Raw genomic sequence first — 26583 nt, forward strand, 5'->3', positions numbered from 1 at the left:
GACCCAGCCACGGCCATGCGCGATCATTTCGACTTCTGACTGTCCGTTCCGGCACCACGAGGCAGTGTAATCCTGAACTCGGTGAACGCGCCGGTCTCGGTCGCGAGGTCGATCCCGTCGCCATGTTGTTTGACGATAATGGCGTAAGTCGTCGAGAGGCCGAGGCCGGTTCCTTCGCCGGTCGGCTTGGTCGTGAAGAAGGGATTGAAAATCTTCTCCCTGATCTCGTCGGGAATGCCCGTTCCGTTGTCACGGATTCGACGGACGCGCTCGCGTCCACCGCGTTCATGGCTCGAGCGAGCTGACGTAAGCGGCGAGGGCGATCATGTCGTCCTGCGACAGCTTTTCGACAGTCTGCTTCATCGGGGCGCTCGCGGCTCCTGAGCGGCTGCCGTGCTGGAATTCGTAGAGCTGGCGTATGATGTACGTTGGTGATCTCCCTGCGATCGCTGGAACGTTGTCGACGCCCTTCAAGTCCGGTCCGTGACAGAGGCTACAGGCGGCAGTCAATCCCGATCCGCCAGTCTTCGCGAGTGCCTCTCCCTTCGCCAGGCTCCCGACTGGGGCATAAGCCGTGAATGTTGCTCGAGAGTCGCGAAGCTCGAATTGATTGACATTGTCTGGCATCTCGACGATGCGCTGGCCGAGCGGCTCGGACCCTCCATCCGGGCTCTTGACGTAAAACATACGCGACGGTCCCGTTTTCGGAATCGTGTCCGTCTCGACGACCTTGATGAGTGGCTTGCGCTTGAGCGCGGCGAAATATTCCGCGGCGGCAAGAATGTCGGCGTCCGTCATACTCTTGACCGATGCCAACATCACTTGTGTGCCCAGCCTCTGCGGGCCGGACATCATTCTCGCACCGCTTTTGAAGTCGGCAATCTGCTGAACGAAATAAGCAACAGGAAGACCGGCCAGGCTTGCATTCTCGGGGCCGCCGGTGCCCTCGACGCGGTGGCACGCTCCGCATGCGCGAACTTCGGGTTTGCGGCCGCTCGCGACAATGTCCGGCATTGCCGGATGGTCGTCCGGATGCCAGTCGAGCGCGGCGAAAAGATCGCGCGCCTGTTTCCAACTGAACGTGGCGTTACTGCCTGGAAGCGCATTGGGCGTGTCGGTAGGCGGGGGCACCTGGACGGTCGGGTCCCACAAGAAGGCCCACGCGGGAAGCCCATCAGACGCAGGAGCCGTGGATGAGCCGACGCCACCTTGTGCGAAACCGTGATCACCGGCGGCAATCGCGATGGCCAACAGGAGCAATGCGCACAACGAAATTCGTTTCGAGAAGATCAAAATCGCCTCCTAAAAAAACAACGTGGCCGGCTGATAGGTCGGAAAATTTGAGTAAGGCGCGACAGGCGGCATTTCGCGGCGCCGCCGCTAGGATGCCCGTTCCAGCCGCGCATCCGCGCGCCGTGATATGCACGATGGAGGTTCTCATCTGTCCGCGTTCTGATGCCGGTCGGGCGGTGCCTGCCGAAGCTTGCCGGGTCTTCCGCGGACGAGACGCAACAGCTTCTTCACGCCCTGGCCGACCATCGCGAAGAACATCATGAGCCACGTCGCGAGCGCAGCACACCACAGCAAGACGTCTATCGTCTCCGACATGCAATTCCTCCAAAATGACTACTTCAAATGCGCGTAGGATTGCCGATCAAAATTCGGATCAGAATCATTCTCATGAAAACTGTCCAGGCACCGGCAACCTATCTGCCCCCGGCCCGATGCGTCCGGAAAACTTTGCGCCTATTCCGGGAAGCCGAAAAGAATGGCCACGACAGGCCAATCCGCAATCACAGGGCGGCAAGCTGCCGGGCTGCGTCCTCGCCTGGCCGCTTCGTCCACTCGTCCATCACGACGAGATTGACGATATCGTGCAGATACATTCCGACGGCGAGGCCCCGGTCGTAGCTTGCCCAATGGCGCGGAAGGATCTCGATGCTCCGGCCGCCACGTCCAACGATCCTGACGAGACCGGCCGCTTCCGCGGAGTCCATCAGATTGCGGACATGGGTTCGGGACACGCCGAACCGATCGGCGACGTCGATGTAAGGGACCGCAGCGGTCAGATCGCCCGCATCCATAGCGGCCTTCAGCAGCGCATTCTGGATCAGGGGTCCCGCCGCATGAGCAAAGAACAGCAGCGTATCGGGGAGGGTCATCATCAGGCGCGCGCTGGGAGCGGTGAACGGCAGGCAGGCGCGGCAATGCAGCGTATGAAAGCTGCGGTTTCGCGACAGCACCGGGCCGTAATCATGATCGGGGTACGCCTCCGCGAGCGGCACGTAATGGGCGGCGAGCCACGCGGTGTGATGCGCGCGAAGCTTGTCCGTGGTCGCCAGCAGCCATACGCGCCGGTCATCCGGGGCCCGGCTCTGCTCGATAAAGCCGACCTCGCGGAGCCGCGCCAGGAGATGGTCCACTTGCCGCGGACTGGCAAAGCCGAACATGGCCAATTGCTGCTTCAGGGCGGCGACCGTGAACCAGGTCTCGCGCCGCGACAGATCCTGCGCGGCTTCGAGCACGGCGGCACTGTGAAAGACGAGAAATCGACCAGCCTCAAGCAGCAGGCGAACCAGAAACGGATCGCCGCCGTAGACTTCAGTGAAGCTGTTGATATAGGCCCGCCTGGCCTCGGGCAGCCGAGGATGGCTCAGAATGTCCTCGAAGGCTAGCCGCAACGGGCGGCCCGCAAGGCGCTCAAGCTCGTCTCTTTCCAAGGCTGCCCCCAGTCTTGATGTCCGGGAACTTTATGAGGGCGCGGCGATCTGCGCAATGTTTTCCAAGGGGAGCCGAGGCGTCGCGCTCTACCGGCACTTCGTTTGGCAATGACTGCACGGTCGGTTGGTGTAAGGCCAAGCATGAAAACACCCGCAGCGGATTCTTCCGCGCGGGTGCTTGCGAACTTTCGATGATGCCATTCTGCCAGTGTTTTGCCCGACGTGTCAAAGTCATGGGTGCATCCGACGGAGGAGCGTTAGCCATGATGGCAGCGCCGCGTTGAGCTTGACGCCAGCCCCGATTGGCGCTTTTCGCAATTCCGCTGGCGCTTTCCACCGCTGCTAAGGCCAGTAGAGAAATCTACAGATGCCTGCGAGACCACCGAGCCAACGGCTTGATCACTCCTGCGTCCTCGCAAATCTGGGAACACAATATGCAAACCTCTGCGCTTTCGCGTCGATCCGCTATCTTCGTGCTGATGGCGGCCCTGAACATTGGCCTCATTCCGATGGCCTATGGTGAGCCGGCCGGCCCCGATGCGATTGTCGGAATATGGGAAGCGGACGACGGCACCGTGAAGCTCGACATGTTCAAGGCTGGAACGGAGCTTCAGGCGCGCATGCTCTACGGCAACGAGATCATGGAAGCCGACAACGTCACCTTCAAGAAAGACGCCAAGAACCCCGATCCAGGTCTGCGCGCACGGTCGCTGAAGAACATCATCTTCATCACGGGATTGCACTGGGAGGATGGCGAGTGGAGTGGTGGCTCCATCTATGACGCTTCATCCGGCCGCACCTACAACTGCAAGGCCACCGTCAAGGACGGCAAGATGCATCTGAGAGGATATCTTGGGCTTCCGGCAATGGGGCAGACCCGCTCTTTTCACCGCGCTCGCGGGTAAGTCTCTTGGGGGTCTCAAATCATTCCTTCAAAAGCGCGACCTTGGCGTCGCGCTTTTCCTCTTGGAAAAGCAGAGTAAATCCAGATGCTTAAAGCTATCGCCGGCGATGGCGTAATGTGCAAGTCTATTGGCGTGCTCGGTTAGTCACTTCGGTTCGTGGAGGCAGCAGAATAAAGATCAGAACGAAGAGAGGTCAGTATGTCCACGATATCGAAACGAACGGCGCTGGTTACCGGAGCCTCGTCCGGCATGGGGAAGGAAATCGCCAAGCGCCTGATCAAGGATGGCTTTCGGGTTTACGTCGCCGCGCGCAGCGTCGAAAAAATGGACGATCTCGCAAGGCTCGGCGCGCGGACGTTGCGCATGGACATCTCAAGGGACGCCGACATCACAGCGGCCGTTCAAACCATCCTCGACGAAGTCGATGGCGTGGATGTGCTGGTGAACAACGCGGGGTTCGGGCTGTACGGTCCCGTTGAGGACGTCAGTATCGACGAGGCGCGCTACCAGTTCGAAGTGAACCTGTTCGGCGCCGCTCGGCTGACGCAGCTTCTGCTGCCGAACATGAGAGAGAGGCGCTCCGGAACCATTGTCAACGTCACCTCGATGGGCGGCAAGATCTATACTTTGCTCGGCGCCTGGTATCACGCGACCAAGCATGCGCTCGAAGGCTGGTCCGATTGCCTGCGGCTCGAACTCGCCCCGTTCGGCATCAAGGTCGTCGTCATCGAGCCCGGCCTGATCGAGACGGGCTTCGGCGATGTGGTTGCCAAGGGCCTGCTCGATCGCTCGGGTACGGGACCTTATGCCAAGCTCACGCAAGCGGTCGCGAAATCGACGCGAGACGCCTACGGCCGAGGACGCGGCACGAAACCAGATGTCATCGCCGGCGTCGTGTCGAGGGCGGTGAGAGCGGCTAAGCCGCGGACGCGTTACGTTTCGGGCAAATATGCTTTGCCGATGATCAAGATTCGCGCGTGGCTTGGCGACCGAGTGTTCGACCGCGTCATCATGAGCCAGATGCGCTAGGGCGGGACAATGAGTGGAGCAGCCGCAGACCGATGCAAGGTCCCTCGCGCCTTCTGGCAGACGATCGCGCATATCGGCGTCCCGCCGGCTGCGCTGTTGCGCCAAGCCAAGCTTCCGGCAACCTTGCATCTGAACGAGCAGGGGTTGGTTACGACGGATCAGTATTTTGCACTCTGGAGGGCCCTTGAGGAGTTGAAGCCGGAGCCCGGGCTCGGTCTCAAGCTGGTCCAGAGCGCCGACACGTCTGTTCATCCGCCGTCGAGTCTGGCCGCGTTCTACGCCAGGGACTACCGCGACGGCTTGCACCGCATCGCGCGCTTCAAGCGGCTTTGCTCGCCCGAGCAGCCGCAGGTGAAGGAGGGCAAGGACGAGTGCACGGTCACGATTGAATGGCCCTATGCGACAAGTCCGGAACCTTCGATCTCCACGGACGTGACGTTCGCGTCCCTCGTTGAACTCGGGCGCCGGGGGACGGGCCAGCATGTGACACCCAAGCGCGTCGAGTTGGTGTGCGCTCGACCCAACAGCGACGTTTATCAGACCTATTTTGATTGCCCGATCCGCTATGGGGCGGCACGAAACGTTCTCGTCGTGAAGTCCGCCGACCTGGATCGCCCGTTTCCCGGGCACAACCAGGAACTGCTCGATATCCTGACGCCGGCGTTGGCGTCGGCTTTGGGCGAACTGCAAGCACGCAGCTCCATCAAGGAGCAGGTGAAGGTTGTTCTGAAGCGGAGTCTGGCGAGCGGGCGCCCTGAATTGTCGGACGTGGCGCGCGACCTCGGGACCAGTGACCGGACGCTCCAGCGCCGCATTACCGAGGAGGGCTCGAGCTTCCGTGAGCTGCTGGTCGAGGCGCGTCAGGAGCTCGGGCGGCAACTCCTGTCGGATCGGACAACCGACATCGACGAGGTCGCGTGCCTGCTCGGCTATCAGGATGCGAGCTCCTTTTATCGCGCCTTTCGCGACTGGGAGGGCGTGACGCCCAGCCGCTGGCGAGAGCTGCACGGCGATAAGCTGCACTAAGCCTTGGACTCGCGACGTTCTTTGCAGCTTCTTTGGCGCATGTCGCAAGTTCATTGGCGCGTTCTGTCGCTGCCAACCGGACGGTTCGGCCATACGACTTCCCGGAAGTTAGAGATCAACGGACGAGGAGATCGATATGTCTGGTAAAGTCTGGTTCATCACGGGGGCATCGCGAGGTTTTGGGCGCATCTGGGCCGAAGCCGCGCTCAAGCGCGGCGACAAGGTCGCGGCAACGGCCCGAATCTTTGCAGATGTCGCGGATCTTTCGGAAGGTTACGCCGACGCGGTGTTGCCGATGGCGCTTGACGTGACCAACGCGCAGGCGGTGCAGAACGCCGTGACCAGGGCCTATGCGCATTTCGGAAGGCTTGACATCGTCCTCAACAATGCGGGCTACGCGCTGGTTGGAGCGATCGAGGAGGCGCACGAGGCCGATGTCCGCGCCGAGTTCGATACCAACGTCTTCGGCGCCCTCCGGGTCATTCAGGCCGCGCTCCCCCTGCTGCGGCGACAGGGCAGTGGGCACATCATCGGTGTGTCGAGTGTCGCGGGCGTCGTCGCCGGTCCCATCACCGGCTTCTACAACGCCTCCAAGTTCGCCATCGAGGCGCTCCATGAGAGCCTGGCGCAGGAGGTCAAGGGCTTTGGGATCAAGGTCACACTGCTTGAGCCTGGCGCCTATGCCACCGGGTTCGCCAGCACGGCATCGCTCAGGATCTCACCCGTCATCAACGCCTATAGCGATATCCGTGCCGAGGTATTCGCGGCGGGCGCCAAGTTCGCATTTGGCGATCCGGAAGCGACGGTGGATGCAGTCTTGAAGGTCGTGGACGCCGAGGCTCCTCCGCTGCGCCTCTTTATCGGCACGGAAGGCCTGCCGCGCGCCCGCGCGGCCTATGCCGATCGCCTCGCCGTCTGGGAGGCCTGGGAGACGGTGTCCAACGCTGCTCAAGGCGAGGCCAGGCAGCACAACATCGCATCGTAGCAGCGCGAACCAGCTTCTGTGAAATCGCGTCTGTTCGCTTGCCGGGAACGGAAAAGAGGATCGTGATGAATGCCACCGCAGTCGCAGACTTTTTTCAGTTCTTCCGCTCGTACATTTCCAATCCCAGGCAAGTTTCCGCAATCGCGCCGTCGGGTCAGTCGTTGGCCCGCCTGATGACGCAGGAGATCGTACCGGGCAGCGGACCGGTGATCGAGCTGGGCCCGGGGACCGGCATCTTCACAAAGGCACTTGTTGAACGCGGCGTGCCGGAGCACGACTTGCTGCTTGTGGAATACGGTTCTGATTTCATTCCGCTGTTGCAGCAGCGCTTCCCCGGGGCACGTGTGCTGTGGATGGATGCACGCCAACTCTCGCAGCATGAGCGCTTTATGGCGCCGGCGTCTGCTGTCGTCAGCGGCCTTCCACTCTTGTCGATGACACCGCGAAAGGTGATTGCCATCCTCTCCGGAGCATTCCGTCATCTGCGGGAGGAAGGCACGCTTTACCAATTCACCTATGGACCGCGTTGTCCGGTGCCACGGCCGATCCTGGATCGGCTTGGTCTGAAGGCGAGCCTTGTCGGACGAACGGCATTGAACATCCCGCCTGCATCCGTTTATCGCGTCCGGCGGCGCCATCGATCATTGGCGATGTTCTGAATAACGCAAAGCTGGAATGCCCCTCAGACGTAAGTTCAACCCACGTCGCAGCCAGCGCTACTGCTTTCTTAAAATCCATAATCGCGATCCTCTCATCACGGTATCTTCTGCTCAAGTATGAAAAAACCCGCGACGGATTTCTCCGCGCGGGTGCTTACGAATTTTCGATGATGCCAATCTGTCAGTGTTTTGCCCGACGTGTCAAAGCGAAATTTTCCGCGGCGCGGGGGGGCGGCCATTCGCTGACGCGCGTGAGAGCGTGATTCAGAAGAATGCGAGGGGTCTTCCGAAGCGATCATGCTCGAATAACAAGAGACCAACGATTTCAACGACCCCGCTACTGTGCATGGGGTTGTTTTCAGCTCTTGGCTGGGAGGGCGCCTCAACGCCCGCGCGTCAGCGCCGGCCGCGTGGCGCCTCGGCCTTGGCGGGCGCATCGGTCTGCGGTCCGCAGGTCGCAGCTTGCAGCGTGGCCTGCGCCTGCGGCATCAGGCCGGGCTCGGCGGCCAGCGCCTTCATCACGATCAGGCCGGTGGTGCTCGGGGAATCGATGATCAGGCGGTCGGCCGCGGTGACCTCTTCGTCCTCGGGCAGGGCGTCGTGCTGTGCCTGCGTCATCAGGTCGAGCTCGATCACCTTCTTTCCGGCCGAGCGGTCGTTGATGGCGTAATAGGCGATCTCGTTGCGGGTGTAGAACGACACCGAGGTGTAGGCCTGGCTCACCGGCACGGTGAGCTTGATCGGTCCGCCCGAGAGGTCATAGCGGCAGATCGCCAGCGCAAAGGCCGGATCCATGAACGGCATCGGCGAGGTGTTGGGATCGGCGAGGGGAAGCTGCGTGACACTGTTGAGCTTGGTCATCGGCGTCAGCCGCGAATAGGCGTCTTGCGTTGCGATGCGCGGCAGGGCCAGCACGCTGACGAGATGGACCACGAGGCCCAGCACCACGCCTGCGAGAATCGTGAACGCGAGGCGGATCATGAGCAGCCCACCGTTGCGATCGTCGGCATCGGTGCGTCGCGCTGGGTGCGGGTCGCAACGCCGACCGGCGTGTCGTAGAGGCGGAACATCAGCGCATAGCGTTCGATGCCGCCGGTGGGCAGCCAGTTGCCGGCGCGCGAGCGTGCGGCGATGTGGATCTGGAACGAGCCGTCGGACTGGCGCACGATCTCCTGGCTGGTGAAGCCGTAGCGCTGCAGCGAGTTGGCGACGAGGTGACCCTTGCGGTCATACAGCGTCAGCGTCCAGAACCGCGCCGGCGGCGTCACGCCGGAGACGACGACGTCGCAGCGGCCGTCGAGCGCCTTCTTCTTGTCGTCGGCGGTCGCGGTGAAGGCGACGCCGTCGCCGGTGCCGATCGGCAGCTCGCCGTTGCGCACGATGGTGGCGCGCGAATAGGGATCGACGTCGGCGGTGCCGGTGCGGGGGCGGGCGGTCCAGGGGCCGATGGTCAGCGCGCCGATCTCGGTGCCGCGCGTCGTCGTCATCCAGGTCGCACCCAGGCCGACCACGGTCGCGAGCAGGAGGGCCGTCAATGTGATCAAAATCAGCCGCACGGGATCAGATCAGTTCTTGCGCGGGGTGGATGCGTTCGCGTTCTCCTCCGCCGCATAGTTCTGCGGGAAGGCGAGCGCGCTCGTCGACGCAGCCGGCTTGGCCGGCTGGTTGTCGTTGGCCGTCGATTTGGTCGCGGTCTTGGCGGCGTCGTCGAGCATCTTCTCGACGCGCACCAGGATGTCGGCGCCGCGCTTGGTCAGCACCGGCGGCGGACCGGGCTTGGTCTCCAGCACTTTCGGCGCCGCATTGGCCTGCGCGTTCGCAACCGGCTGCGGCGGCAGCTTCTGGCCCATGCCGATGCCGGGAATTTCGCGGACCTCGACGCCCTGATGGGCTGCAACCATGATGTCGTGCCAGGTCTGCGCCGGCAGCGAGCCGCCGGTCATACGGTTGGTCGGCGAATAGTCGTCATTGCCGTACCAGACCGCGCAGGTGAAATTGCCGGTGTAGCCGACGAACCAGGCGTCGCGATACGCATTCGTCGTGCCGGTCTTGCCGGCGGTCGGAATGCCGTCGAGCGCTGCGCGGCGCGCGGTGCCTTCGCTGACGACGTGGCTCATCATGCCGGCCATGTCGGCGGCGATGTTCGGCGGAATCGCCTGCTTCGGCTTCGGGCCGTCGCGGTCCCAGCGCCAGACCAGATCGCCGGCGCCGGTGCGCACTTCGAGCACGGAGTGCGGCGTCACCGACTTGCCCCGGTTGGGGAAGGTCGCATACGCAACCGCATGCTCGAGCACGGTGACTTCGTCCGAGCCGATCGGCAGCGACGGCGTATCGGGCAGCGGCGCCTTGAGGCCGAAGCGACGCGCGACCTCGACGATCTTGGCGCGGCCGATCTTGGCCGGGTTCGGCGCCTTCGGCTGCTCCTTCTGGCCGATCGCGATCGACAGCTTGACCGGCACGACGTTGATCGAACGCGTGATCGCCTGCGTCAGCGTCACCGCGCCGGAATAGGAATGGCCATAGTTCTGCGGACACCAATTGCCGATGCAGACCGGGCCGTCGACCACGATCGAGTTCGGCGTGAAGCCGTTCAGGAGCGCCGTGGTGTAGACGTAGGGCTTGAACGACGAGCCGGGCTGGCGATAGGCGTCGGTGGCGCGGTTGAACTGGCTCGCGCCGTAATCGCGGCCGCCGACCATGGCGCGGATGCCGCCGTCGAGATCGGAGACCACGGTCGCGGCCTGCGTCGCGTGATAGTCGCGGCCGAACTGGCGCAGCTGGTTCTCGATCGCGTCTTCCGCCGCCTTCTGCACGTTGGTGTCGATCGCGAGGCGCACCACGAAGACGCGCTCGGTGTAGGACTTCGGGAAGGTGTCGACGAGCTTGCGCATCTCGTCGAAGGCGTAATCGAGATAGTAGTTGGGCGAGGCCTCGTCGCGGCGGTCGACCGCGAAGGCCGGGTTGCGGCGGGCACCGAACACCTGGCCCTCGGTCATGAAGCCGGCATCGACGAGGTTATCGAGCACGACGTTGGCGCGGGCACGCGCGGCGGGCAGGTTGATGTGCGGCGCGTATTTCGTCGGCGCCTTGAACAGGCCGGCGAGCATCGCGGCCTCCGCAAGCGTCACGTCACGCGCGGACTTGTTGAAGTAGAAATGCGCGGCACCGTCGACGCCGAAGGTGCCGCCGCCCATATAGGCGCGGTCGAGATAGAGCTTGAGGATCTCGTTCTTGGTCAGGCGCCATTCCAGCCAGACCGCGAGGAACGCCTCGTTGATCTTGCGCTCGATGGTACGCTCGTTGCTCAGGAACAGGTTTTTCGCGAGCTGCTGCGTGATCGAGGAGCCGCCCTGGCGGACGCCGCCGGCTTGCGCGTTGGTGACGAGCGCGCGTGCGGTGCCGGCGATGTCGATGCCGAAATGCTCGTAGAAGCGGCGGTCTTCGGTCGCGAGCGTCGCCTTGATCAGCACATCCGGAAAATCCTCAAGCGGGATCGAGTCGTTGTGCTTGATGCCGCGGCTGCCGATCGGGTTGCCGTAGCGGTCGAGGAACGTCACCGCGAGGTCGGACTTCTTCAGCCAGTCCTCATCCGCGGTCTCGCGGAAGGCGGGGATGGCGAGGATCAGCATCAGCACCATGCCGCCGAGGCCGAGCGTTGCGGCTTCCGACAGCGGCTCGATGAACACCCAGCGCTTCCACCGCCCGACATAGAAGCGGTCCATGAAGGTCGAGTAGCGCTCGTAGAGCTCGCGGATGCCCTTGGCCGAGGAGAACAGCGAGGAGTCGATGCGCGCATCGAGGTCCAGGAAGAAGTTCCTGATACGACTCTTCCAGTTGGATGGTGTGTTCTGGACCACCTAGAACCCTTGAGGCTCGCTTCGAAAGCGTTCAAGCACCCGGCCGGGGCGGCATCGAGACGTCTTGCGGGATTGTTGCGGCAAACCCAAGGCGCCCGTTTCGCGTCCGTGGGGACTTGCTGTTCTTCTAGCCGAGCGGGGCCTATAAACCAATGGTCAGGCTCGCAATTTTGAACAACAGGCCTAATTGAACCCCGGTTCATTACGGGCCTTGCGGGGGCATTGCTTGCAGCTTTCCGGCCATGCGCCCTAGATGGCGCCGGCCGCATCTCTTGGGACTCGTATCAGGCGCATGACCGCAGCTCGCAAACGACCTTCAGACCAGGATGGATTCTTCTGGAAAACCAAGAAGATGGAGGACATGTCGCCGGCCGAATGGGAGAGCCTGTGCGACGGCTGCGGCCGCTGCTGCCTGAGCAAGCTCGAAGATGAGGATACCGGCGAAATCTATTTCACCGATGTCAGCTGCAAGATGCTCGATTCCTGCACCAGCGGCTGCAAGGACTACGCGAATCGCTTCGACTTCGTCCCGGACTGCGTTGTCATGACCCCCGAGAAGGTCCGCACCCTGCCGTGGTTGCCGCCGAGCTGCGGCTATAGGCTGGTCGCGCAAGGGCGCGATCTCTATTGGTGGCATCCGCTGATCTCGGGCGATCCCAATACGGTGCACGAGGCCGGCGTCTCCGTGCGCGGCCGGGTCTCGGGCACGGAAGAGGGGGTCCCTGACGACCAGCTCGAGAACTATCTCGTGCAGTGGCCGGGGCAGATCCCGAAACGGGCACGCCTGAAGCGACGCCCCAAGGACTGATCGACCCGCAGCTTCAGATCAATTGTTCGGGATGACCGCGGTGCGGGATGCACCCATGCGCCGCGGTGCCTGCCTGAGAAGAACTTTGCTGTCTACATTGGCTTCATAGAACGAATCCTTCGCGGCTTTGCACCGCAACACGCTCGATCCGACAGCCCGAGATGAACCAGTTCGCACGGCAGAGCAGCCAGTCTGCCGACATCCAGACATTGCCCGACGATATCGCCGAGGAACTGACCCGCCTTCCGGGCGAGGTCATCAGCGTCAGTGACGCGCCTTCCCTCGCACCCCCGGTCCCGCTGTCGCAGGACGAGGTCAGGACCATCGTCCTCAGCCTGATGCTGACGATGTTTTTGGCCGCGCTCGACCAGACCATCGTCGCCACTGCGCTGCCGACCATCGGGCGCCAGTTCCGCGATGTCTCGAACCTGTCCTGGGTCATCACCGCCTATCTGCTCGCCTCGACCGCGGTTGCACCGGTGTTCGGGACGCTGAGCGACATCTACGGCCGCAAGGCCATGATCATCGTGTCGTTGAGCCTCTTCATTGCGGGCTCGGTGCTATGCGCGATCGCGCCGAGCATGCCGATGCTGATCCTGGCGCGCGGCCTGCAGGGGCTCGGCGGCGGCGGCATCATGCCTGTCGTGCAGACCGTGATCTCCGACGTGGTGTCGCCGCGCGAGCGCGGCCAGTACCAGGCTTATTTCTCCAGCGTCTGGATGGTCGGCGGCATTTTGGGCCCCGTCATCGGCGGCGTGTTCGCCGAGCATCTGCACTGGTCGATGATCTTCTGGATCAATCTGCCGCTCGCAGCCGCAGCGCTCGCGTTGCTGCTGCCGAAGATGAAGAAGATCCCGGTGTTCCACCGCAAGCGCAAGGTCGACTGGCTCGGCGGCGTGCTGCTGATGGCCTCCGCCGTCGTCTTCATGCTGGTGCTGACCTGGGGCGGCACGCGCTATCCCTGGCTTTCGCCGACCGTGTTGTCGATGGTGGGCGGCGCCGTTGCGCTCGCGGTCACCTTCGTCTGGCACGCGCGCCGCTCGGACGAGCCGTTCCTGCCGTTGAAGTTGCTGACGGGATCGGTCGCACCGTTCGCACTGACCGCCGGCGGCTGCGGCCTCGGGGCCATCACCGGCCTCACCGTCCAGCTGCCGCTCTACTACGAGTCGGTCTATCATCTCAGCGCCAGCGAGGCCGGCCTTGCGCTGATCCCGCTCGCGGCGGTTTCGACCTGTGGCGCGGCAATCGCCGGCCGCACCATGGCGCGCGCCAAGCACTACAAGCGCGTCGCCATCATCGGCACCTCCTGGGCTGCGATCTGCGCGCTCGGCCTCACGGTCACCACGCTGCCGCTGTGGGGACTGCTGACGCTGATGGCCGCGTTTGCGCTCGGTCTCGGCACGACCTTCCCGGTCTGTGTGGTCTCGCTGCAGAATTCGGTGGCCCGTCCGCAGGTCGGCACCATCACCGGCGCGATGAACTTCTTCCGCTCGCTGATGTCCTCGTTCACGGTCGCCGCGTTTGCCGCGATCCTCTTGATCGCGCTCGGCGCCGACATTCCGCTTGCCGGCGAGCATCACGCCGCAGGCAGCATCCCCGCGATCCCCAGCGAAGACATGCGGCACGCGTTCCGTTACGTCTTTGCGGCCGCGACCGCGTTGATGACCACCGCCGCGCTCTGCCTGATCATGATGGAGGAGCGGCCGCTGGCCGGGCCCTCGACGGCGCAACCCGTCGAGATGGCGGAGTAGGGCGCTCTATCCGCCGCGGTCGGTATCGTCGTCAGGTGCCCGTCGTGCTCGCGCAGCAAGATGGCTCTTGAGCTGCGCCAGCGCCTCGGCCGACCAATCATTGACATCGGTGACCGCGACCCAGGCGTCGACATAATGCTCGGGCGCGTAGACATGGCCAAAGCCCATCGGCGCATTGGTTGCGACCGCCATGTCGAGCGCGAGCTGCAGCATCGTGACGATGGGATACCATCGCAGCTCCGGTGACACGTCGGGCCCGCGCGGCGCACTCATCCAGGCCGGGGCCTGATAGGCGTCGCGATAGGCGAAGAACGTGATCGCGTCGCTGGCATATTGCAGATAGACGACCCGCATCGGTCCCCACGGCGTGTCCGGCGGTATCGTCGGCCCGTTCTGGTTCATGAAGCGCGCGAAGCGGCTGTCGCGGAATTCCGGCAGCCACGCCGGCGAGCCCGGATTGCGGTTGTCGGTGATTGAGCGCCAGATGCGGCTTTCGAACGGCGCACCGCTCCACAGCGCGCCGGCAATGGGATCGCCGATGGTCTCGAACAGCTCGGCGGATTTCTCCGAGTTGAGGGCGCCAAGGCTCAGCCCATGCAAATACAGCTTTGGCCGCTTGTCCCTCGGCAGCGTCGTCCAGTAGCCGTAGATCTCCGCAAACAGGGCGCGCGCGGCTTCCGCGCCGTATTCGGGCTGAAACAGCAGCGACAGCGGGCTGTTGAGATAGGAATACTGCATCGCGACGCTGGCGACGTCGCCGTGATGGAGATATTCCACCGTATCCATCGCGGCCGGATCGATCCAGCCCGTGCCGGTCGGGGTGATGACGACCAGGAGTTTGCGCTCGAAACCGTGCTGGCGTTTGAGCTCGTCGAGTGCAAGCCTGGCGCGCGCCTGCGCCGTTTCGCGGGCTGCGAGGCCCACATAGACGCGCACGGGCTCCTGCGCGGCGCGTCCGGTGATGGCGCTGACCTCGGCTGCGGTCGGGCCTGAGGCAATGAAGCGGCGCCCCATGCGCCCGAGCTCCTTCCACTTCACCAGCGATGCCGGGCTTCCGGTCCGATCGGATGCCGTCGGTTGCGGGCGTTCGGGCTCGAACAGGATATCGAGCTCGCGGAACGAGGAATCGAGCACGTTGAACGCCGTGCGGATCAGGACATTGCTGGCGATCGACCAGAACAGCAGGCCTGCGACGAGCACGCCAATGACGTTCGCGACTTTCCGCGGAATGACGCGCCGCGTACCCGCAGCAAGGAGGCGGGCGACCAGTGCAAACAGCCGCCCCAGCACCAGCAGCACCACGAACGTGATCAGGGCGACGATGCAGACCTTGAGCGGATGCGCGGTCTCGACCGGCTCCATCTTCATGACAGTGCGGATCGCGTTCTGCCATGCGGTTGTGCGCCAGAGTGCTGCGATCACGATGAGCAGGCAGCCGGCCGCGACAAGTGCATTCGCAGCAGATCTTGCGCGCGGCGACGGCTCGGGCAGCTCGAGATAGTGCCACAGCCGGCGCCACAGCACGCCGGCGAGATAGCCGATCGCAAAACAGCCTCCGGCCAGCGCCCCCTGCGTGAGATAGCTGCGCGGGATCAGCGTCGGGGTCAGCGCGGCCGCGAAGAACACCGCGCCCAGCATGAGGCCGATGCCGGACAGCGAAAGCAATTGCCGCTGAATGAACCGCGCGAGACCAGTCAAGTTATCTCCCGAACGATGCTATCCCTTGTTGTCCGCAAAACCGCTGTTCCGCGGCAGCAAGATCGTGAACTCCGTGAACTGGCCCGGCTCCGTCGCGACGTCGATCGTGCCGCCGTGCTGCTTCACCACGATGTCGTGGCTCATCGACAGTCCGAGGCCGGTGCCTTCGCCGGCCGGCTTCGTGGTGAAGAACGGATTGAACATCTTTGCCTTCACGTCATCGGGAATGCCGATGCCGTTGTCGCGGATGCGGATCTCGACGGCGTCGCCGCGGTCGCGGGTCGTGGCGGTCACGACCGGCTCGAAAGTGCCTGCTCCGCTCCCTGCCTGGCGCTTTGCCACTGCATAGAACCCGTTCGAGATCAGGTTCAGCAGCACCCGCGAGATCTCCTGCGGAAACAATTGAGCGGAGCCTGCCGCCGGATCGAGCTCGCGCCTCAGCGTCACGTCGAACTGCGGCTTCTCGGCGCGCGCGCCGTGATAGGCGAGGTTGAGGCTCTCCTCGACCAGCGCGTTGATATCACTCAAGCCGTACTCGCCGCCGCCTTCGCGCGAATGCAGCAGCATGTTCTTGACGATGGAATCGGCGCGCTTGCCGTGCTGCACGACCTTCTGCAGATTGTCCTTCAGCATCGACGTCAGCTCGTCGACCTCGTTGCGGACATCGTCGCCCAGCGAAGCGGGTGTCAGCACCTCGTTCAGCTCCTCGGTCAGTTCGGCCGAGAGCGCGGCGAAATTGTTGACGAAGTTGAGTGGGTTCTTGATCTCGTGCGCGATTCCGGCGGTGAGCTGGCCGAGCGAGGCGAGCTTCTCGGTCTGGATCAACCGGTCCTGCGCCGCGCGCAAATCGTCGAGCGATTTCGCAAGGTCGCGCGTGCGGTCCTGCACCTCGTCGAAGAGGCGCACATTTTCGATCGCGATGACGGCTTGGTCGGCGAAGCTTGTAACGAGTTCGATCTGCTTTTCGCTGAACGGCCGGATTGCGCGACGTGCGAGAACAATTGCGCCCACCGTGCTGCCTTCGCGCAGCAAGGGCACACCGAGGAAGCTACGCGGATTGCCGCTCAGTTCCTGGCCTTCAAAGAAGTAGTCGGGATCTTCCAGCACGTCGGTGACGTGGACCACTTTGTCGCCGAGCAAAGTCCGGCCCGTGATGGTGCGCCTATCTGGCCGGACCGGGAGATCCCTTACATATTCGACGAACTTGGCTGGGAAGCCGTAGGAGCCTGCCCGGAAATAGGTACTGCCGGACTTGCGGGTAATCGCCGCCACATCGGCTTCGCATAGGCGCGCCGCCGATTCGACCAGCGTATCGAGCACGGCCTGCAAGTCGAACGCCGAGCGGCTGATGACCTTGAGCACGTCGGCAGTCGCCGTCTGCTGTTGCAGCGACTCGGTCAAATTCTCGGTGCGCTGACGCAATTCGCTGAGCAGCCGCGCGTTCTCGATGGCGATCACGGCCTGCGCCGCGAACTGGCTTAGCAAGGCGATCTGCTTCCGCGAGAAGGGCCGGTTCTCCTGCCTGAAGATCATGACGTTGCCGACCACGCGCTCGTCCTGAAGCAACGGCACCGCGAGCAGGCAGCGCGCGCCGCCGAGATCGACCAACGCCCGGCGGTTCGGTTCTCCGCTGCGATAGGCGTCCGACTCCACAAGGTCGACCATTTCGACGAACGGTTCGCCCCTCAATAGGCGCGCGGGCGCGGTGGCCGGACCATAGTTGAGGGGCGCCTTGCGCCGGAATTCATCATAGGCGGGGGGCAAGCCGTAAGTGGCGGCTGTGTGGAACTGCGTGCCATCGTAGGTATTGAGCACACCGAAATTGGCACCGCAGAGCTGCATTGCCTTGCCGAGCATCGCCTCGAATACCGGCGCGAGATTGCCATTCGATCGGCTGATGACGCTGAGCACCTCCGATGTCGCGGTCTGCTGCTCCAGGGATTCGGTGAGCTCGCGCGTGCGGTCCTGCACCTCGTTGAACAGCCGTGTGTTCTCGATCGCGATCACGGCCTGGTCGGCAAAGGTCTTGAGCAGGCTGATTGCCTTGTCGGGGAAATGACCGGCCTCGCGCCGCGTCACGCCGATGGTGCCGATCGCAACGCCGTCGCGCAGCATCGGAATCACGAGGATGCTGCGATAGCCGCGCGTCCGCGCCAGCTCCCGCATCGCTTCCGTCAGGTCTTCCTCGTTCTGCATGTCGCTGCGGAACGCGTACTCGCCGCTGGTCGCCACGCGGCTGTGAATGCCCGACGATAACAGCGGCGCCGGGAACGTGCTGAGCAGCTCCGCATTGCCGGCTTCATTGTCTGTCGTGAACGCCGCCAGATGCAGCATGCCATCGATCACGCGGGTGACGGTGGAGGAATGTCCGCCGACCAGCGCCTTGGCGCTGTCGGAGATCGCCTGGAACACCGGCGTGACATCGGCGGGCGAGGCCGCAATCACCTTGAGGATGTCGGCGGTCGCCGTCTGCCGTTCCAGCGCTTCCCTGGTGGCGTTGAACAGGCTGACATTCTTGACCGCGATCACGGCCTGGTCGGCGAAGGTCTGCAGCAGACGGACATGATGCTCGGCGAACGTGCCGGTTGTGCGCCGCGTGGCGATGATGACGCCCCTGGCTTCGCCCTCGCTCATCAGCGGCGTGAACAGCATGCTGCGGAAGCCGCGGGCGCGGGCGATGTCACGCGCCGCGGGCTCGAGCTCGGTGTCGGGCAACTGCGCCGATTGGCCATTGGCGACGAGCTGGTAGGCCGGGAACTGGGCGAACGGCACCGGGAACGAGGCCTGCAGCACGCGGTCGCCGGCGGGATCGCCCGGCGTAAAGGCTGCAAGATGCGCCGCGCCGTCGATATAGCGCAGCACGGCGGTGGAAAAGCCGCCGATCAGCCGGTTGGCATTGGCGGCGATGGCATCGAACACCGGCTGCACGTCGGAGGGCGAAGCTGCCATCACCCTCAAAATGTCGGCTGTGGCAGTCTGGCGTTCCAGCGTCTCGCGCGTCTCGTTGAACAGTCGCGCGTTCTCGATCGCGATCACCGCCTGGTCGGCAAAGGTCTGGAGCAGCTCCACGAGGTCGGGTGCGAATGCGCCCGTCTCTGTGCGCGTGACGCTGATCATGCCGACCGCCGCACCGCGATTCATCAGCGGCATGAACAGCACGCTGCGAAAGCCGCGCAGCCGCGCCAGATCGCGGTTCAACTGCGGCACGTGACTGGCCTCGCAGTCGGGAAACTGGATCGTCTCGCCGCCGCGAACCAGCGCAAAGGTCGGAAAATCCTCGATCCGCCGCGGAAACGACGCCTTCAGCCCTTCGTCCCCTTCCGGGCTGGTCGGCGTAAACGCCACGAGGTGCAGCTCATCACCGATGAACTGGAGCACGGTGGCGGAGAAGCCGCCGAGCAGGCGTTTTGAGCTGGACGCGATCGCCGCAAAGACCGGCCGGGCATCGGAGGGCGAGGCCGCGATGGTGCGCAGGATCTCGGCGCTGGCGTTTTGCCGATCGCGCAGCCGCGCGTTCTCGGCCGCGGCGGACTGCAATTGCCGCTTGAGCTCGTCGATCCCGGCAGCATCGTTGGAAAGGGTGGTCATTCGCATTCCGGCTCAATGCCGCGACAGGCGCGGCACCGTTCCGGATTATCACATCTCCTGCGGCCGGAGCCAGCGCCCGCGGCGTTGCGATTGTCTCACGTGCCGGGCCGCGAGACCTCGGTTTCCTTGCTGGTGATGAACTCGAGCAGCACGGGGATGCCTTTCTTGGTCTTCTGGATACCGCGCTTGATCGCGGGGATGATGTCCTCCGGCTTGGTCACGCGTTCGCCATGGCCGCCGAAGGCGCGGGCCATCGCGGCATAGTCGCCGGAAATGTCGGTCGAGCGATATTTCTCGGTCGAGATCGGCATCACCTTCAACTCGATCGCCATCGAGAAATTGTTGAGCAGGATCGACATGATCGGAATGCGCTCGCGCACCGCGGTCTCGAAATCCATGCCCGTGAAACCGATGGCCGCATCGCCCCAGACATTGATGCAGAGCTTGTCGGGCTTGGCGAGCTTGGCCCCCATCGCGAGCCCAAGACCGTAACCGAGCTGCGTCGTCTTGCCCCAGCCGAGATAGGAGAGGGGCGTCACCGCTTTCCAGAACGGCGAGAGCTGGTCGCGCGGGCTGCCGGCGTCATGGGTGATGATGGTGTTGTCGATGTCGACGGTGTGTTGCAGGTCCCACAGCACGCGATAGGGGTTGAGTGGCGCATCATTGCTGGTGAGCTTCGGCATCCACTTCGCCAGCCATTCCTTGTGCGAGGCCGCGATCTCGGCCGCGACCGCCGAGGCATCGCGATCGGTCGTGACGGTCTTGCCGATCTCCTCCAGCAGCGCATCGAGTACGAGGCCGGCGTCGCCGACCAGGCCGATCTTCGCCTCAACGTCCTTGTTGAGATGATTGGGATCGAGCGTCGAATGGATGATGGTCTTGCCCTTCGGCATTGCGATGCCGAAACTGGTCTCGGTGAAAGAGCAGCCGATGCCGAAGATGACGTCGGCTTCGCCGAGAAATTTCGGCACGGCGCGCGGAACGGCAAGCCCGCCGGAGCCAAGCGAGAGCGGATGCGTCTCCGGGAATGAGGATTTCCCGCCGAGGCTGGTGGTGACGGGAATGGCCAGCCGTTCCGCAAGCCGCTTCAACTGCGGCCACGCCTGGGCGTAATGCACGCCCTGGCCGGCATAGATCACGGGACGTTTTGCGCTGACGAGCAGGCTTGCTGCTTCCTTCACATGCACGGGGTCGGCGCCGTACCGGGTGCGCAGCACCGGCGTATAGTTCAGAGGTTCCGGCACCTCCTCGTTCCACATGTCGGCGGGAATCTCCACGATCACGGGGCCGCCGCGGCCGTTCTTCAATTTGGTGAAGGCGCGGCGGAAAATGTTGGCGACCTCCGCGGCGAGGATGATCGGCTCGGACGATTTCGAGAACGGCTTCATCGCCTCGCTGGAATTGAAGTTCGGCTCGATATGCGCAAGCCTGCGCTGATAGCCCATCGGCAGCACCAGCACCGGCACGGATTCGCCAAAGCACTGCGCGACGCCGCCCATCGCGTTCTCTGCGCCCGGTCCATGCTGCATGCAGAACGCGCCGACCGTGCGTCCCGATGTGACGCGCGAGATCGCATCCGCCATGTGCACGCCGACGCGTTCCTGACGCACCATCACGGGGCGGATCTCGGCCTTCGCTGCGTGCTCGATCAGATGGTTGACGGGATAACCGCAGAGGATCTCGATCCCCTCGCGCCGCATGATTTCCGCAATGGCGGTGCCGAGCTTCATGGCGTCTCTCTCCTCAGGCAGAGGCCGGTTGGTCCGGCCGATTAAGGAGAGAGGATCAGGAAATGGCGGGAGGGTAAAGCGTGAGCAAGTGACAGTCAGCTATGCAGCGAACTCTCGTAACCCGGATGGAGCGCAGCGCAATCCGGGACAACTGTACCCGTTGGACCAGCTCCCGGATTTCGCTGCGCTCCATCCGGGCTACTGGCTTGCCAACCTTCCTATTTGCAGTTTTTGCAGATGGTCAGCTTTCGCTTCAATGCATCGTCGTCTTGATCGATCAATGATTGCGCGTCGAGATTGCCTGTATCGCGATTGGAGCCCTTTGCCGCGCGTGACCTCGCAGGCGGCGCCAGCTGGCTCGGTGCGTCATTGTCGTCGGTGCTGGCGCTGAAGCCGTCGTAGTCGGCGGCTGGGTTCGGCATCGAGGCCGGCCCGCCGATCACGGGTGGCGAGGGCTCTCCGCCGGCCGGCGGAGTTCTATGGTTCGTGACCAAGGCCGGTTCGCCCTTGGGCCTGGTGTTTTTGGCGCTCGCATGCGGTGGCGATGTATTGGGCGGAGTGAGCGAAACCGGCGGCGAGGACGACGTCTGTCCTTGCGCGCTGTCGTGGAACCAGACGCCGGCCAGGATGAGGCCGAGAGCCAAGAGCGTCGTGCGTCTCATCGGCATCCTTCAAATAGCTCGGGTTCAATGATCGACAGGATGGCTTTTCGCGCCACGCCATCAAGAATATCAGCACTCACATGATCGTCAAAATTGACGGAAATGGGGTACCAGTCCCGGCTTTTCCCTTTTTCGAAAGGGGCGAAAGCTGTCGCGAGAGTGCGAAGGCGGGTCTCTAAATGGGAATGTAAGGTTGTAGGATGGGTAGAGCACTTGCGAAACCCATCATGTTTCAGCGTGCAAGAAGCTTTGATGGGTTTCGCTTCGCTCTACCCATCCTACGGCATCGCGAATCCTTCTCGCTTCGTCATTGCGAATGCAGCGAAGCAATCCGGAATCTCTCCGCGGAAAGACTCTCGATTGCTTCGCTTCGCTCGCAACGACGATGGGGCAGCCTTACTTCGTGGCCGCGCTGATCGAGTTGAACTTGTTGCTGAGGAGGGCGCTGCCCGTGTTGGTCACGACGGTGACGATGGCAAGCGCGATGCCGGCGGCGATCAGGCCGTATTCGATTGCGGTGGCGGCATTCTCATCGGCAAGAAAAGACCTGAGCAAAATCATCGCCAACTCCTCATCATCCGGTCCAATGTAGGCGCGCGGCGTTATCAAACTGGTAAAATGATCGACGGGCATTTGCGCGCGTCAAATAGGCAAGGCTCGGCCGAACCCTGCCAGCTGTGTCTTAACGTAACAGCCGTTAAACGAAGGTTTCATTATCCAATTCAAATGAATGGAAGCCGGGCCGCGTCAACCCGTGGTGGTGCAGCCCGACGAATCCTTGCGGGCGCGTCCCAGCACGGCCGCGAGACGGCCGACCAGACAGCCCACCACATGCGGCTGCAGGCGCGCCGCACCGTCGCCGACGCGCTCGTCCTCGGTCGTGTCATTCACGATGCCGATGTAGTTCTTTCTGGCGTCCTGCTGCGGCACGAAGCTGCGAACCCTGGCTCGATCGATCGCCGGACCATGGTGCGCGCAAGGGGAATCGGAAGTTAATTTTGGCTTCCGTAGGAATACTCAGTGCGACACGATGACATGATCAGGCGAAAGGGGGCGCGCCGCTTAAGGGATTGTTGAGGCTGTTCGTCAACCGATCGGCAAGCATGTCGATCACGGCTCAGCCGCGCCGGTCGTCGGCGTTCAACGCCCGCAGCATCCCGACGCGTGCGAACATCAGCCAGCCGCCGCCGGTCTCCGCCGCGTTGATCAGCATCTCGATCGCGGTCTGCCAGCGCGGCTCCTGCTGCTCGGCTTCGGGAAGCTGCATGATGAAATCGGCGGCCTCCTGCAGCGTGCGCAGCCGGCCTCCGCCGCGCACGTCAATCGGATCGTCGAACGGCGTCGACCAGGGCACGTCAGGCTGCCCGATCGGTGAGGGGAGGCGTCACGGCGCGATCGGTGATGCGAGGTCGTCAGCCGGCCTTCTTCGTCCGTGTGGTCGCGCGCACCGGCTTGTCGGCCTTTTTCGGCGCGGCTTCCCTGGCGGCTGCATCCTTGCCGCCCTTGCCCGAGATCGGCAGCAGCATCTCGCGCTGGCCCTCGACGCGCTTCTTCGGCTTCTTGGCCTTGGCGGTTTCCTTGACCGTCTCCTTGGCGACCTTCGCTGCGGGCGTCGCGTCCTTTTCGCTGGCGAGGCTCTTCTTCAGCGCGTCCATCAGATTGATGACGTTGCCGCCGTTCTTCGGTGTCGCCTTCGCTGCGATCGGCGCGCCCGAGCGCTTCTTGTTGATGAGGTCGATCAGCGCGGTCTCGTAATGGTCCTCGAACAGTTCGGGTTCGAACGCGCCGGACTTCTTCTCGACGATGTGCTTGGCGAGGTCGAGCATGTCCTTCGTCAGCTTGACGTCCTGGATGTCGTCGAAATATTCGCTCTCGCTGCGCACCTCATAGGGGTAGCGCAGCAGCGTGCCCATCAACCCGCTCTCGAGCGGCTCGAGCGCGATGATGTGCTCGCGATTGGTCAGCACCACGCGGCCGATCGCGACCTTGTCCATGCTGCGGATGGTCTCGCGGATCACCGCAAAGGCGTCGTGGCCGACCTTGCCGTCCGGCACGAGGTAATAGGGGCGGATCAGATAGCGGCTGTCGATGTCGGCCTTCGGGACGAACTCGTCGATCTCGATCGTATGGGTCGAGTCCAGCGCGATGTCGTCGAGCTCGTCCTTGGTGACCTCGATGTAGGTGTCGGTGTCGACCTTGTAGCCCTTGACGATGTCCTCGGAGGTCACCTCGTCACCGGTCTCGGCGTCGACCTTCAGATACTTGATCCGGTGGCCGGTCTTGCGGTTGATCTGGTTGAACGAGACCTTCTCGGTATCCGAGGTGGCCGGATACAGCGCGACCGGGCAGGTCACGAGCGAGAGACGCAGAAAACCCTTCCAATTGGCGCGGGGGGCCATGGGCTACTCCAAACGCAACGGGGACAGACTTATGAGGATACCATCGGGGAACACCGAATCATACACGGCTCAGGTCGGATTCTTGCAACTGCGTTAACCAGTCGCTGACCACCGCGGTTCGGCCCGGTCCCTTGGCAAAACGCCGGAACATCAAATCGGATCGGGCGTTGGCTTCGGACACAGGGCCGTGCTGACGTCGCGGTCATCGGAGGCGACATCCAGAGATTGAGGTCACCATGGCAACCACGCGCGAGCACCGTCAGATCGTCGAAACTGCGACCGAGGCACGCCAGGGCGAACCTGGCCCGTCCGTGGCCGCGCTGCTCGCCATCTCGACCGGGCTTGCAATCCTGATTCTCGCGGTCGTCTGGTTCGTGTTCTTCCGGACCTGACGGAGGGCTTACAGGAAGGGCGGACCTTCCGACTCAGCCGCTAACGCGGCACATTGCGCCCGCCATGCCACAGGTCTCGTCCGGTGGCCTGGCGGGCGCAGTCGCGTCGGGCGCGGACACATCGTATATGACCAAAAAGTAACGCCGGCGGTTCCCCGCGTTCATACTCAGTTCACGCCGGAATTGCTCATCTCTGGCGATCGATCGTGCAGCCTATTCCTGGAGAGAAGCGTGCGCCTGCTTGTTGTTGAGGACGACCCCGATCTCAATCGCCAGCTCACCAAGGCGCTGACGGACGCCGGCTATGTCGTCGACCGCGCCTTTGACGGAGAGGAGGGGCATTATCTCGGCGATAACGAGCCGTATGACGCCGTTGTGCTCGATATCGGCCTGCCCAAGAAGGACGGCATCTCGGTGCTGGAAGCCTGGCGCCGCAACGGCCGCACCATGCCGGTCCTCATCCTCACCGCGCGCGACCGCTGGAGCGACAAGGTCCAGGGCTTTGATGCCGGCGCCGACGATTACGTCGCCAAGCCGTTCCACCTGGAGGAGGTGCTGGCGCGGATCCGTGCGCTGCTGCGCCGCTCCACCGGCCATGCCCAGAGCGAGCTCAGCTGCGGCCCGGTCACGCTCGACACCCGCACCGGCCGGGTCAGCGTCTCCGGCAATCCCGTCAAGATGACCTCGCACGAATATCGGCTTCTGGCCTACCTGATGCACCATTCGGGGCGCGTCGTGTCGCGTACGGAGCTGGTCGAGCATCTCTACGACCAGGATTTCGACCGCGACTCCAACACGATCGAAGTCTTCGTCGGCCGCATCCGCAAGAAGCTCGACGTCGACATCATCCAGACCGTCCGTGGCCTTGGTTATCTCCTGACCCCGCCGGCCGCAGGGGCTTGACGGGCGCCCCGGCACGGGCCTTGGTCCGGTCATGACCGCCGAAGCCATGCCGCCACCTCGCGCCTCCGGGATCATTCCGATGCCCGCCAGCTCGCTTGCCAACCGACTGTTCCTGTCGGCGACCGCCTGGCTCGTGGTGATCCTGGCCATCACCGGCGTGGTGCTGTCGTCGGTCTACAAGAATGCGACCGAGCGTGCCTTCGACCGCCGGCTGAACCTCTATCTCCGCACCCTGATTGCCGAGGTTGCTACCCCCGACGAGCCGCCGGACCGGCAGTTCCAGTCGCTCGGCGAGCCCCTGTTCGAGCTGCCGCTGTCCGGCTGGTACTGGCAGATCACGCGCACCGACACCGAGAAGCCGGAGGTGAGGTCGTCGCGCTCGCTCTGGGACAAGAAGCTGCCGAAGCTGGAGGATCAAGGCACCGAGCTCACCGCGGCCGGCATTCGCCTGGCTTATGTCGACGGGCCGGAAGGCCAGAATCTGCGCATGGTCGAGCGTCCCGTCGATCTCGGCGCCGACGGCAAATATCTCGTCAGCGTCGCCGGCGACGACACCGAGATTTTCGACGAGACGCGCAGCTTCGACTATTATCTCGGCGGCACCTTTACCGCGCTCGGCATCGTGCTGCTGCTGACGACGGTGTTCCAGGTCCGCTTCGGCCTCGCGCCGCTCAAGCGCATCTCGGAATCCATCGCCGACATCCGCTCCGGGCGGGCGGAGCGGCTGGAGGGCGAATTCCCGGTCGAGATCGCTCCGCTCGCACGCGAGACCAACGCACTGATCGACGCCAACAGAGAGATCGTCGAGCGCGCCCGCACCCATGTCGGCAACCTTGCCCACGCGATCAAGACGCCGCTGTCGGTGATCGTCAACGAGGCCGGAACGCACGCCGCCGATCCGTTCGCGGCCAAGGTGATGGAGCAGGCGGACGTGATGCGCAGCCAGCTCGCCCATCATCTGGAGCGCGCCCGCATCGCGGCCCGCGTCTCGATCGTCGGCACGGTGACGGAGGTTGCCCCGGCCATCGAGGCGTTGCGGCGGACCATGGAGAAGATCCACCGCGGCCGCGGCATCGTGGTTGAGGCCAAGGCCGACCCGTCGGCAAAATTCCGCGGCGAGCGGCAGGATCTGGAGGAAATGGTCGGCAATCTCGTCGACAATGCCTGCAAATGGGCAGCCTCGCGCGTCTTCATCGAGGTGGTGGTGGAGGCGCCGACCGAGGCCGGGGCAGGACCCAGGCTGCGGCTCATCGTCGATGACGACGGGCGCGGCCTGTCGGAGGCCGAACGCGCCCAGGTGTCCCGCCGCGGCCAGCGGCTCGACGAGTCCAAGCCGGGATCCGGGCTCGGGCTGTCGATCGTGACCGACCTTGCCGCGCTCTACGGTGGCAGCCTCTCGCTCGGCAGCGCGCCGATCGGGGGCCTGCGGGCCGAGCTGGTGCTGCCGGGAATATAATCCTCTGATCTCAAA

Annotated in this window: 24 protein-coding genes and 1 pseudogene; 10 read left to right on the forward strand and 15 right to left on the reverse strand. The window is 63.7% G+C overall.

Going from position 1 to position 26583, the window contains the following annotated elements; all coding sequences use genetic code 11:
- Positions 1-23: 23 nt before the first annotated feature.
- The 4 genes and pseudogenes from NLM32_RS17590 to NLM32_RS17605 all read right to left on the reverse strand — a co-directional run.
- Positions 24-260: pseudogene (locus NLM32_RS17590) on the reverse strand (sensor histidine kinase); the annotation flags it as partial.
- 25 nt (positions 261-285) lie between these two features.
- A complete protein-coding gene (locus tag NLM32_RS17595) occupies positions 286-1293 on the reverse strand; it encodes a c-type cytochrome (protein WP_254130190.1) in 1008 nt (335 codons plus the stop codon).
- 144 nt (positions 1294-1437) lie between these two features.
- The gene (locus tag NLM32_RS17600; protein ID WP_254130191.1) at positions 1438-1608 is read right to left on the reverse strand and encodes a hypothetical protein; all 171 of its coding nucleotides are present in this window, start codon (positions 1606-1608) and stop codon (positions 1438-1440) included.
- A gap of 185 nt (positions 1609-1793) precedes the next feature.
- Positions 1794-2720, reverse strand: coding sequence for a hypothetical protein (locus NLM32_RS17605; RefSeq protein WP_254130192.1), 927 nt, complete (start codon positions 2718-2720; stop codon positions 1794-1796).
- Between the two features lie 434 nt (positions 2721-3154).
- Between NLM32_RS17605 and NLM32_RS17610 the strand changes: the two genes are divergently transcribed.
- From NLM32_RS17610 to NLM32_RS17630, 5 genes are all read left to right on the forward strand, one after another.
- On the forward strand, positions 3155-3625 hold the full coding sequence (locus NLM32_RS17610; RefSeq protein ID WP_254130193.1) for a DUF2147 domain-containing protein: 471 nt from the start codon (positions 3155-3157) through the stop codon (positions 3623-3625).
- A 198-nt stretch (positions 3626-3823) separates the two neighbouring features.
- A complete protein-coding gene (locus tag NLM32_RS17615) occupies positions 3824-4654 on the forward strand; it encodes an oxidoreductase (RefSeq protein WP_254130194.1) in 831 nt (276 codons plus the stop codon).
- 9 nt (positions 4655-4663) lie between these two features.
- Positions 4664-5680, forward strand: a complete 1017-nt coding sequence (locus tag NLM32_RS17620) for an AraC family transcriptional regulator (RefSeq protein ID WP_254130195.1) — start codon at positions 4664-4666, stop codon at positions 5678-5680.
- Positions 5681-5816: 136 nt separating this feature from the next.
- Positions 5817-6665 carry an SDR family NAD(P)-dependent oxidoreductase gene (locus NLM32_RS17625; RefSeq protein WP_254130196.1) on the forward strand — a complete coding sequence of 283 codons (849 nt, stop codon included), beginning with the start codon at positions 5817-5819 and terminating at the stop codon, positions 6663-6665.
- A gap of 65 nt (positions 6666-6730) precedes the next feature.
- Positions 6731-7324: a class I SAM-dependent methyltransferase gene (locus NLM32_RS17630; RefSeq protein WP_254130197.1), complete on the forward strand. Its 594-nt coding sequence runs from the start codon at positions 6731-6733 to the stop codon at positions 7322-7324.
- Positions 7325-7720: 396 nt separating this feature from the next.
- Here the strand turns inward: NLM32_RS17630 and NLM32_RS17635 are convergent, their stop codons facing one another.
- Genes NLM32_RS17635 through NLM32_RS17645 form a run of 3 tightly spaced genes read right to left on the reverse strand, consistent with a single transcriptional unit; the run spans position 7721 to position 11181 of the window.
- Positions 7721-8305: a DUF1254 domain-containing protein gene (locus tag NLM32_RS17635; RefSeq protein WP_254130198.1), complete on the reverse strand. Its 585-nt coding sequence runs from the start codon at positions 8303-8305 to the stop codon at positions 7721-7723.
- Positions 8302-8880 (reverse strand): DUF1214 domain-containing protein, encoded by a 579-nt coding sequence (locus NLM32_RS17640; RefSeq protein WP_254130199.1) that lies wholly within the window; start codon positions 8878-8880, stop codon positions 8302-8304. Before NLM32_RS17640 ends, NLM32_RS17635 begins: the two co-directional genes overlap by 4 nt.
- A 9-nt stretch (positions 8881-8889) precedes the next feature.
- The gene (locus NLM32_RS17645; protein ID WP_254130200.1) at positions 8890-11181 is read right to left on the reverse strand and encodes a transglycosylase domain-containing protein; all 2292 of its coding nucleotides are present in this window, start codon (positions 11179-11181) and stop codon (positions 8890-8892) included.
- A 292-nt stretch (positions 11182-11473) separates the two neighbouring features.
- Between NLM32_RS17645 and NLM32_RS17650 the strand changes: the two genes are divergently transcribed.
- Both NLM32_RS17650 and NLM32_RS17655 read left to right on the forward strand, forming a co-directional pair.
- Entirely contained in the window at positions 11474-11989 is a 516-nt protein-coding gene (locus NLM32_RS17650; RefSeq protein ID WP_254130201.1) for a YcgN family cysteine cluster protein, read from the forward strand.
- A gap of 161 nt (positions 11990-12150) precedes the next feature.
- Positions 12151-13740, forward strand: coding sequence for an MDR family MFS transporter (locus NLM32_RS17655; RefSeq protein WP_254130202.1), 1590 nt, complete (start codon positions 12151-12153; stop codon positions 13738-13740).
- A 6-nt stretch (positions 13741-13746) separates the two neighbouring features.
- Here the strand turns inward: NLM32_RS17655 and NLM32_RS17660 are convergent, their stop codons facing one another.
- The 8 genes from NLM32_RS17660 to NLM32_RS17695 form a co-directional block, all read right to left on the reverse strand.
- Positions 13747-15378 (reverse strand): alpha/beta-hydrolase family protein, encoded by a 1632-nt coding sequence (locus tag NLM32_RS17660; RefSeq protein ID WP_254135340.1) that lies wholly within the window; start codon positions 15376-15378, stop codon positions 13747-13749.
- A gap of 78 nt (positions 15379-15456) precedes the next feature.
- Positions 15457-19026 carry a GAF domain-containing protein gene (locus tag NLM32_RS17665; RefSeq protein WP_254130203.1) on the reverse strand — a complete coding sequence of 1190 codons (3570 nt, stop codon included), beginning with the start codon at positions 19024-19026 and terminating at the stop codon, positions 15457-15459.
- A 95-nt stretch (positions 19027-19121) separates the two neighbouring features.
- Positions 19122-20777: a thiamine pyrophosphate-requiring protein gene (locus NLM32_RS17670; RefSeq protein ID WP_256568479.1), complete on the reverse strand. Its 1656-nt coding sequence runs from the start codon at positions 20775-20777 to the stop codon at positions 19122-19124.
- Positions 20778-20974: 197 nt separating this feature from the next.
- Positions 20975-21418 (reverse strand): hypothetical protein, encoded by a 444-nt coding sequence (locus tag NLM32_RS17675; RefSeq protein ID WP_254130205.1) that lies wholly within the window; start codon positions 21416-21418, stop codon positions 20975-20977.
- 396 nt (positions 21419-21814) lie between these two features.
- Complete coding sequence (locus tag NLM32_RS17680) at positions 21815-21979, reverse strand: Flp family type IVb pilin (RefSeq protein WP_254135341.1); 165 nt, start codon at positions 21977-21979, stop codon at positions 21815-21817.
- 186 nt (positions 21980-22165) lie between these two features.
- A complete protein-coding gene (locus NLM32_RS17685; protein ID WP_254130206.1) occupies positions 22166-22309 on the reverse strand; it encodes a hypothetical protein in 144 nt (47 codons plus the stop codon).
- A 226-nt stretch (positions 22310-22535) separates the two neighbouring features.
- Complete coding sequence (locus tag NLM32_RS17690) at positions 22536-22772, reverse strand: hypothetical protein (protein ID WP_254130207.1); 237 nt, start codon at positions 22770-22772, stop codon at positions 22536-22538.
- 58 nt (positions 22773-22830) lie between these two features.
- Positions 22831-23817, reverse strand: coding sequence for a Ku protein (locus NLM32_RS17695; RefSeq protein WP_254130208.1), 987 nt, complete (start codon positions 23815-23817; stop codon positions 22831-22833).
- 236 nt (positions 23818-24053) lie between these two features.
- Between NLM32_RS17695 and NLM32_RS17700 the strand changes: the two genes are divergently transcribed.
- From NLM32_RS17700 to NLM32_RS17710, 3 genes are all read left to right on the forward strand, one after another.
- Entirely contained in the window at positions 24054-24209 is a 156-nt protein-coding gene (locus tag NLM32_RS17700) for a hypothetical protein (RefSeq protein WP_254130209.1), read from the forward strand.
- A gap of 231 nt (positions 24210-24440) precedes the next feature.
- On the forward strand, positions 24441-25112 hold the full coding sequence (locus tag NLM32_RS17705) for a response regulator transcription factor (RefSeq protein ID WP_212300418.1): 672 nt from the start codon (positions 24441-24443) through the stop codon (positions 25110-25112).
- Between the two features lie 79 nt (positions 25113-25191).
- Positions 25192-26568 carry a sensor histidine kinase gene (locus tag NLM32_RS17710; RefSeq protein WP_254130210.1) on the forward strand — a complete coding sequence of 459 codons (1377 nt, stop codon included), beginning with the start codon at positions 25192-25194 and terminating at the stop codon, positions 26566-26568.
- The last annotated feature ends 15 nt before the right edge of the window (positions 26569-26583 follow it).

The organism is Bradyrhizobium sp. CCGUVB14 (assembly GCF_024199935.1).
GTDB lineage: Bacteria > Pseudomonadota > Alphaproteobacteria > Rhizobiales > Xanthobacteraceae > Bradyrhizobium.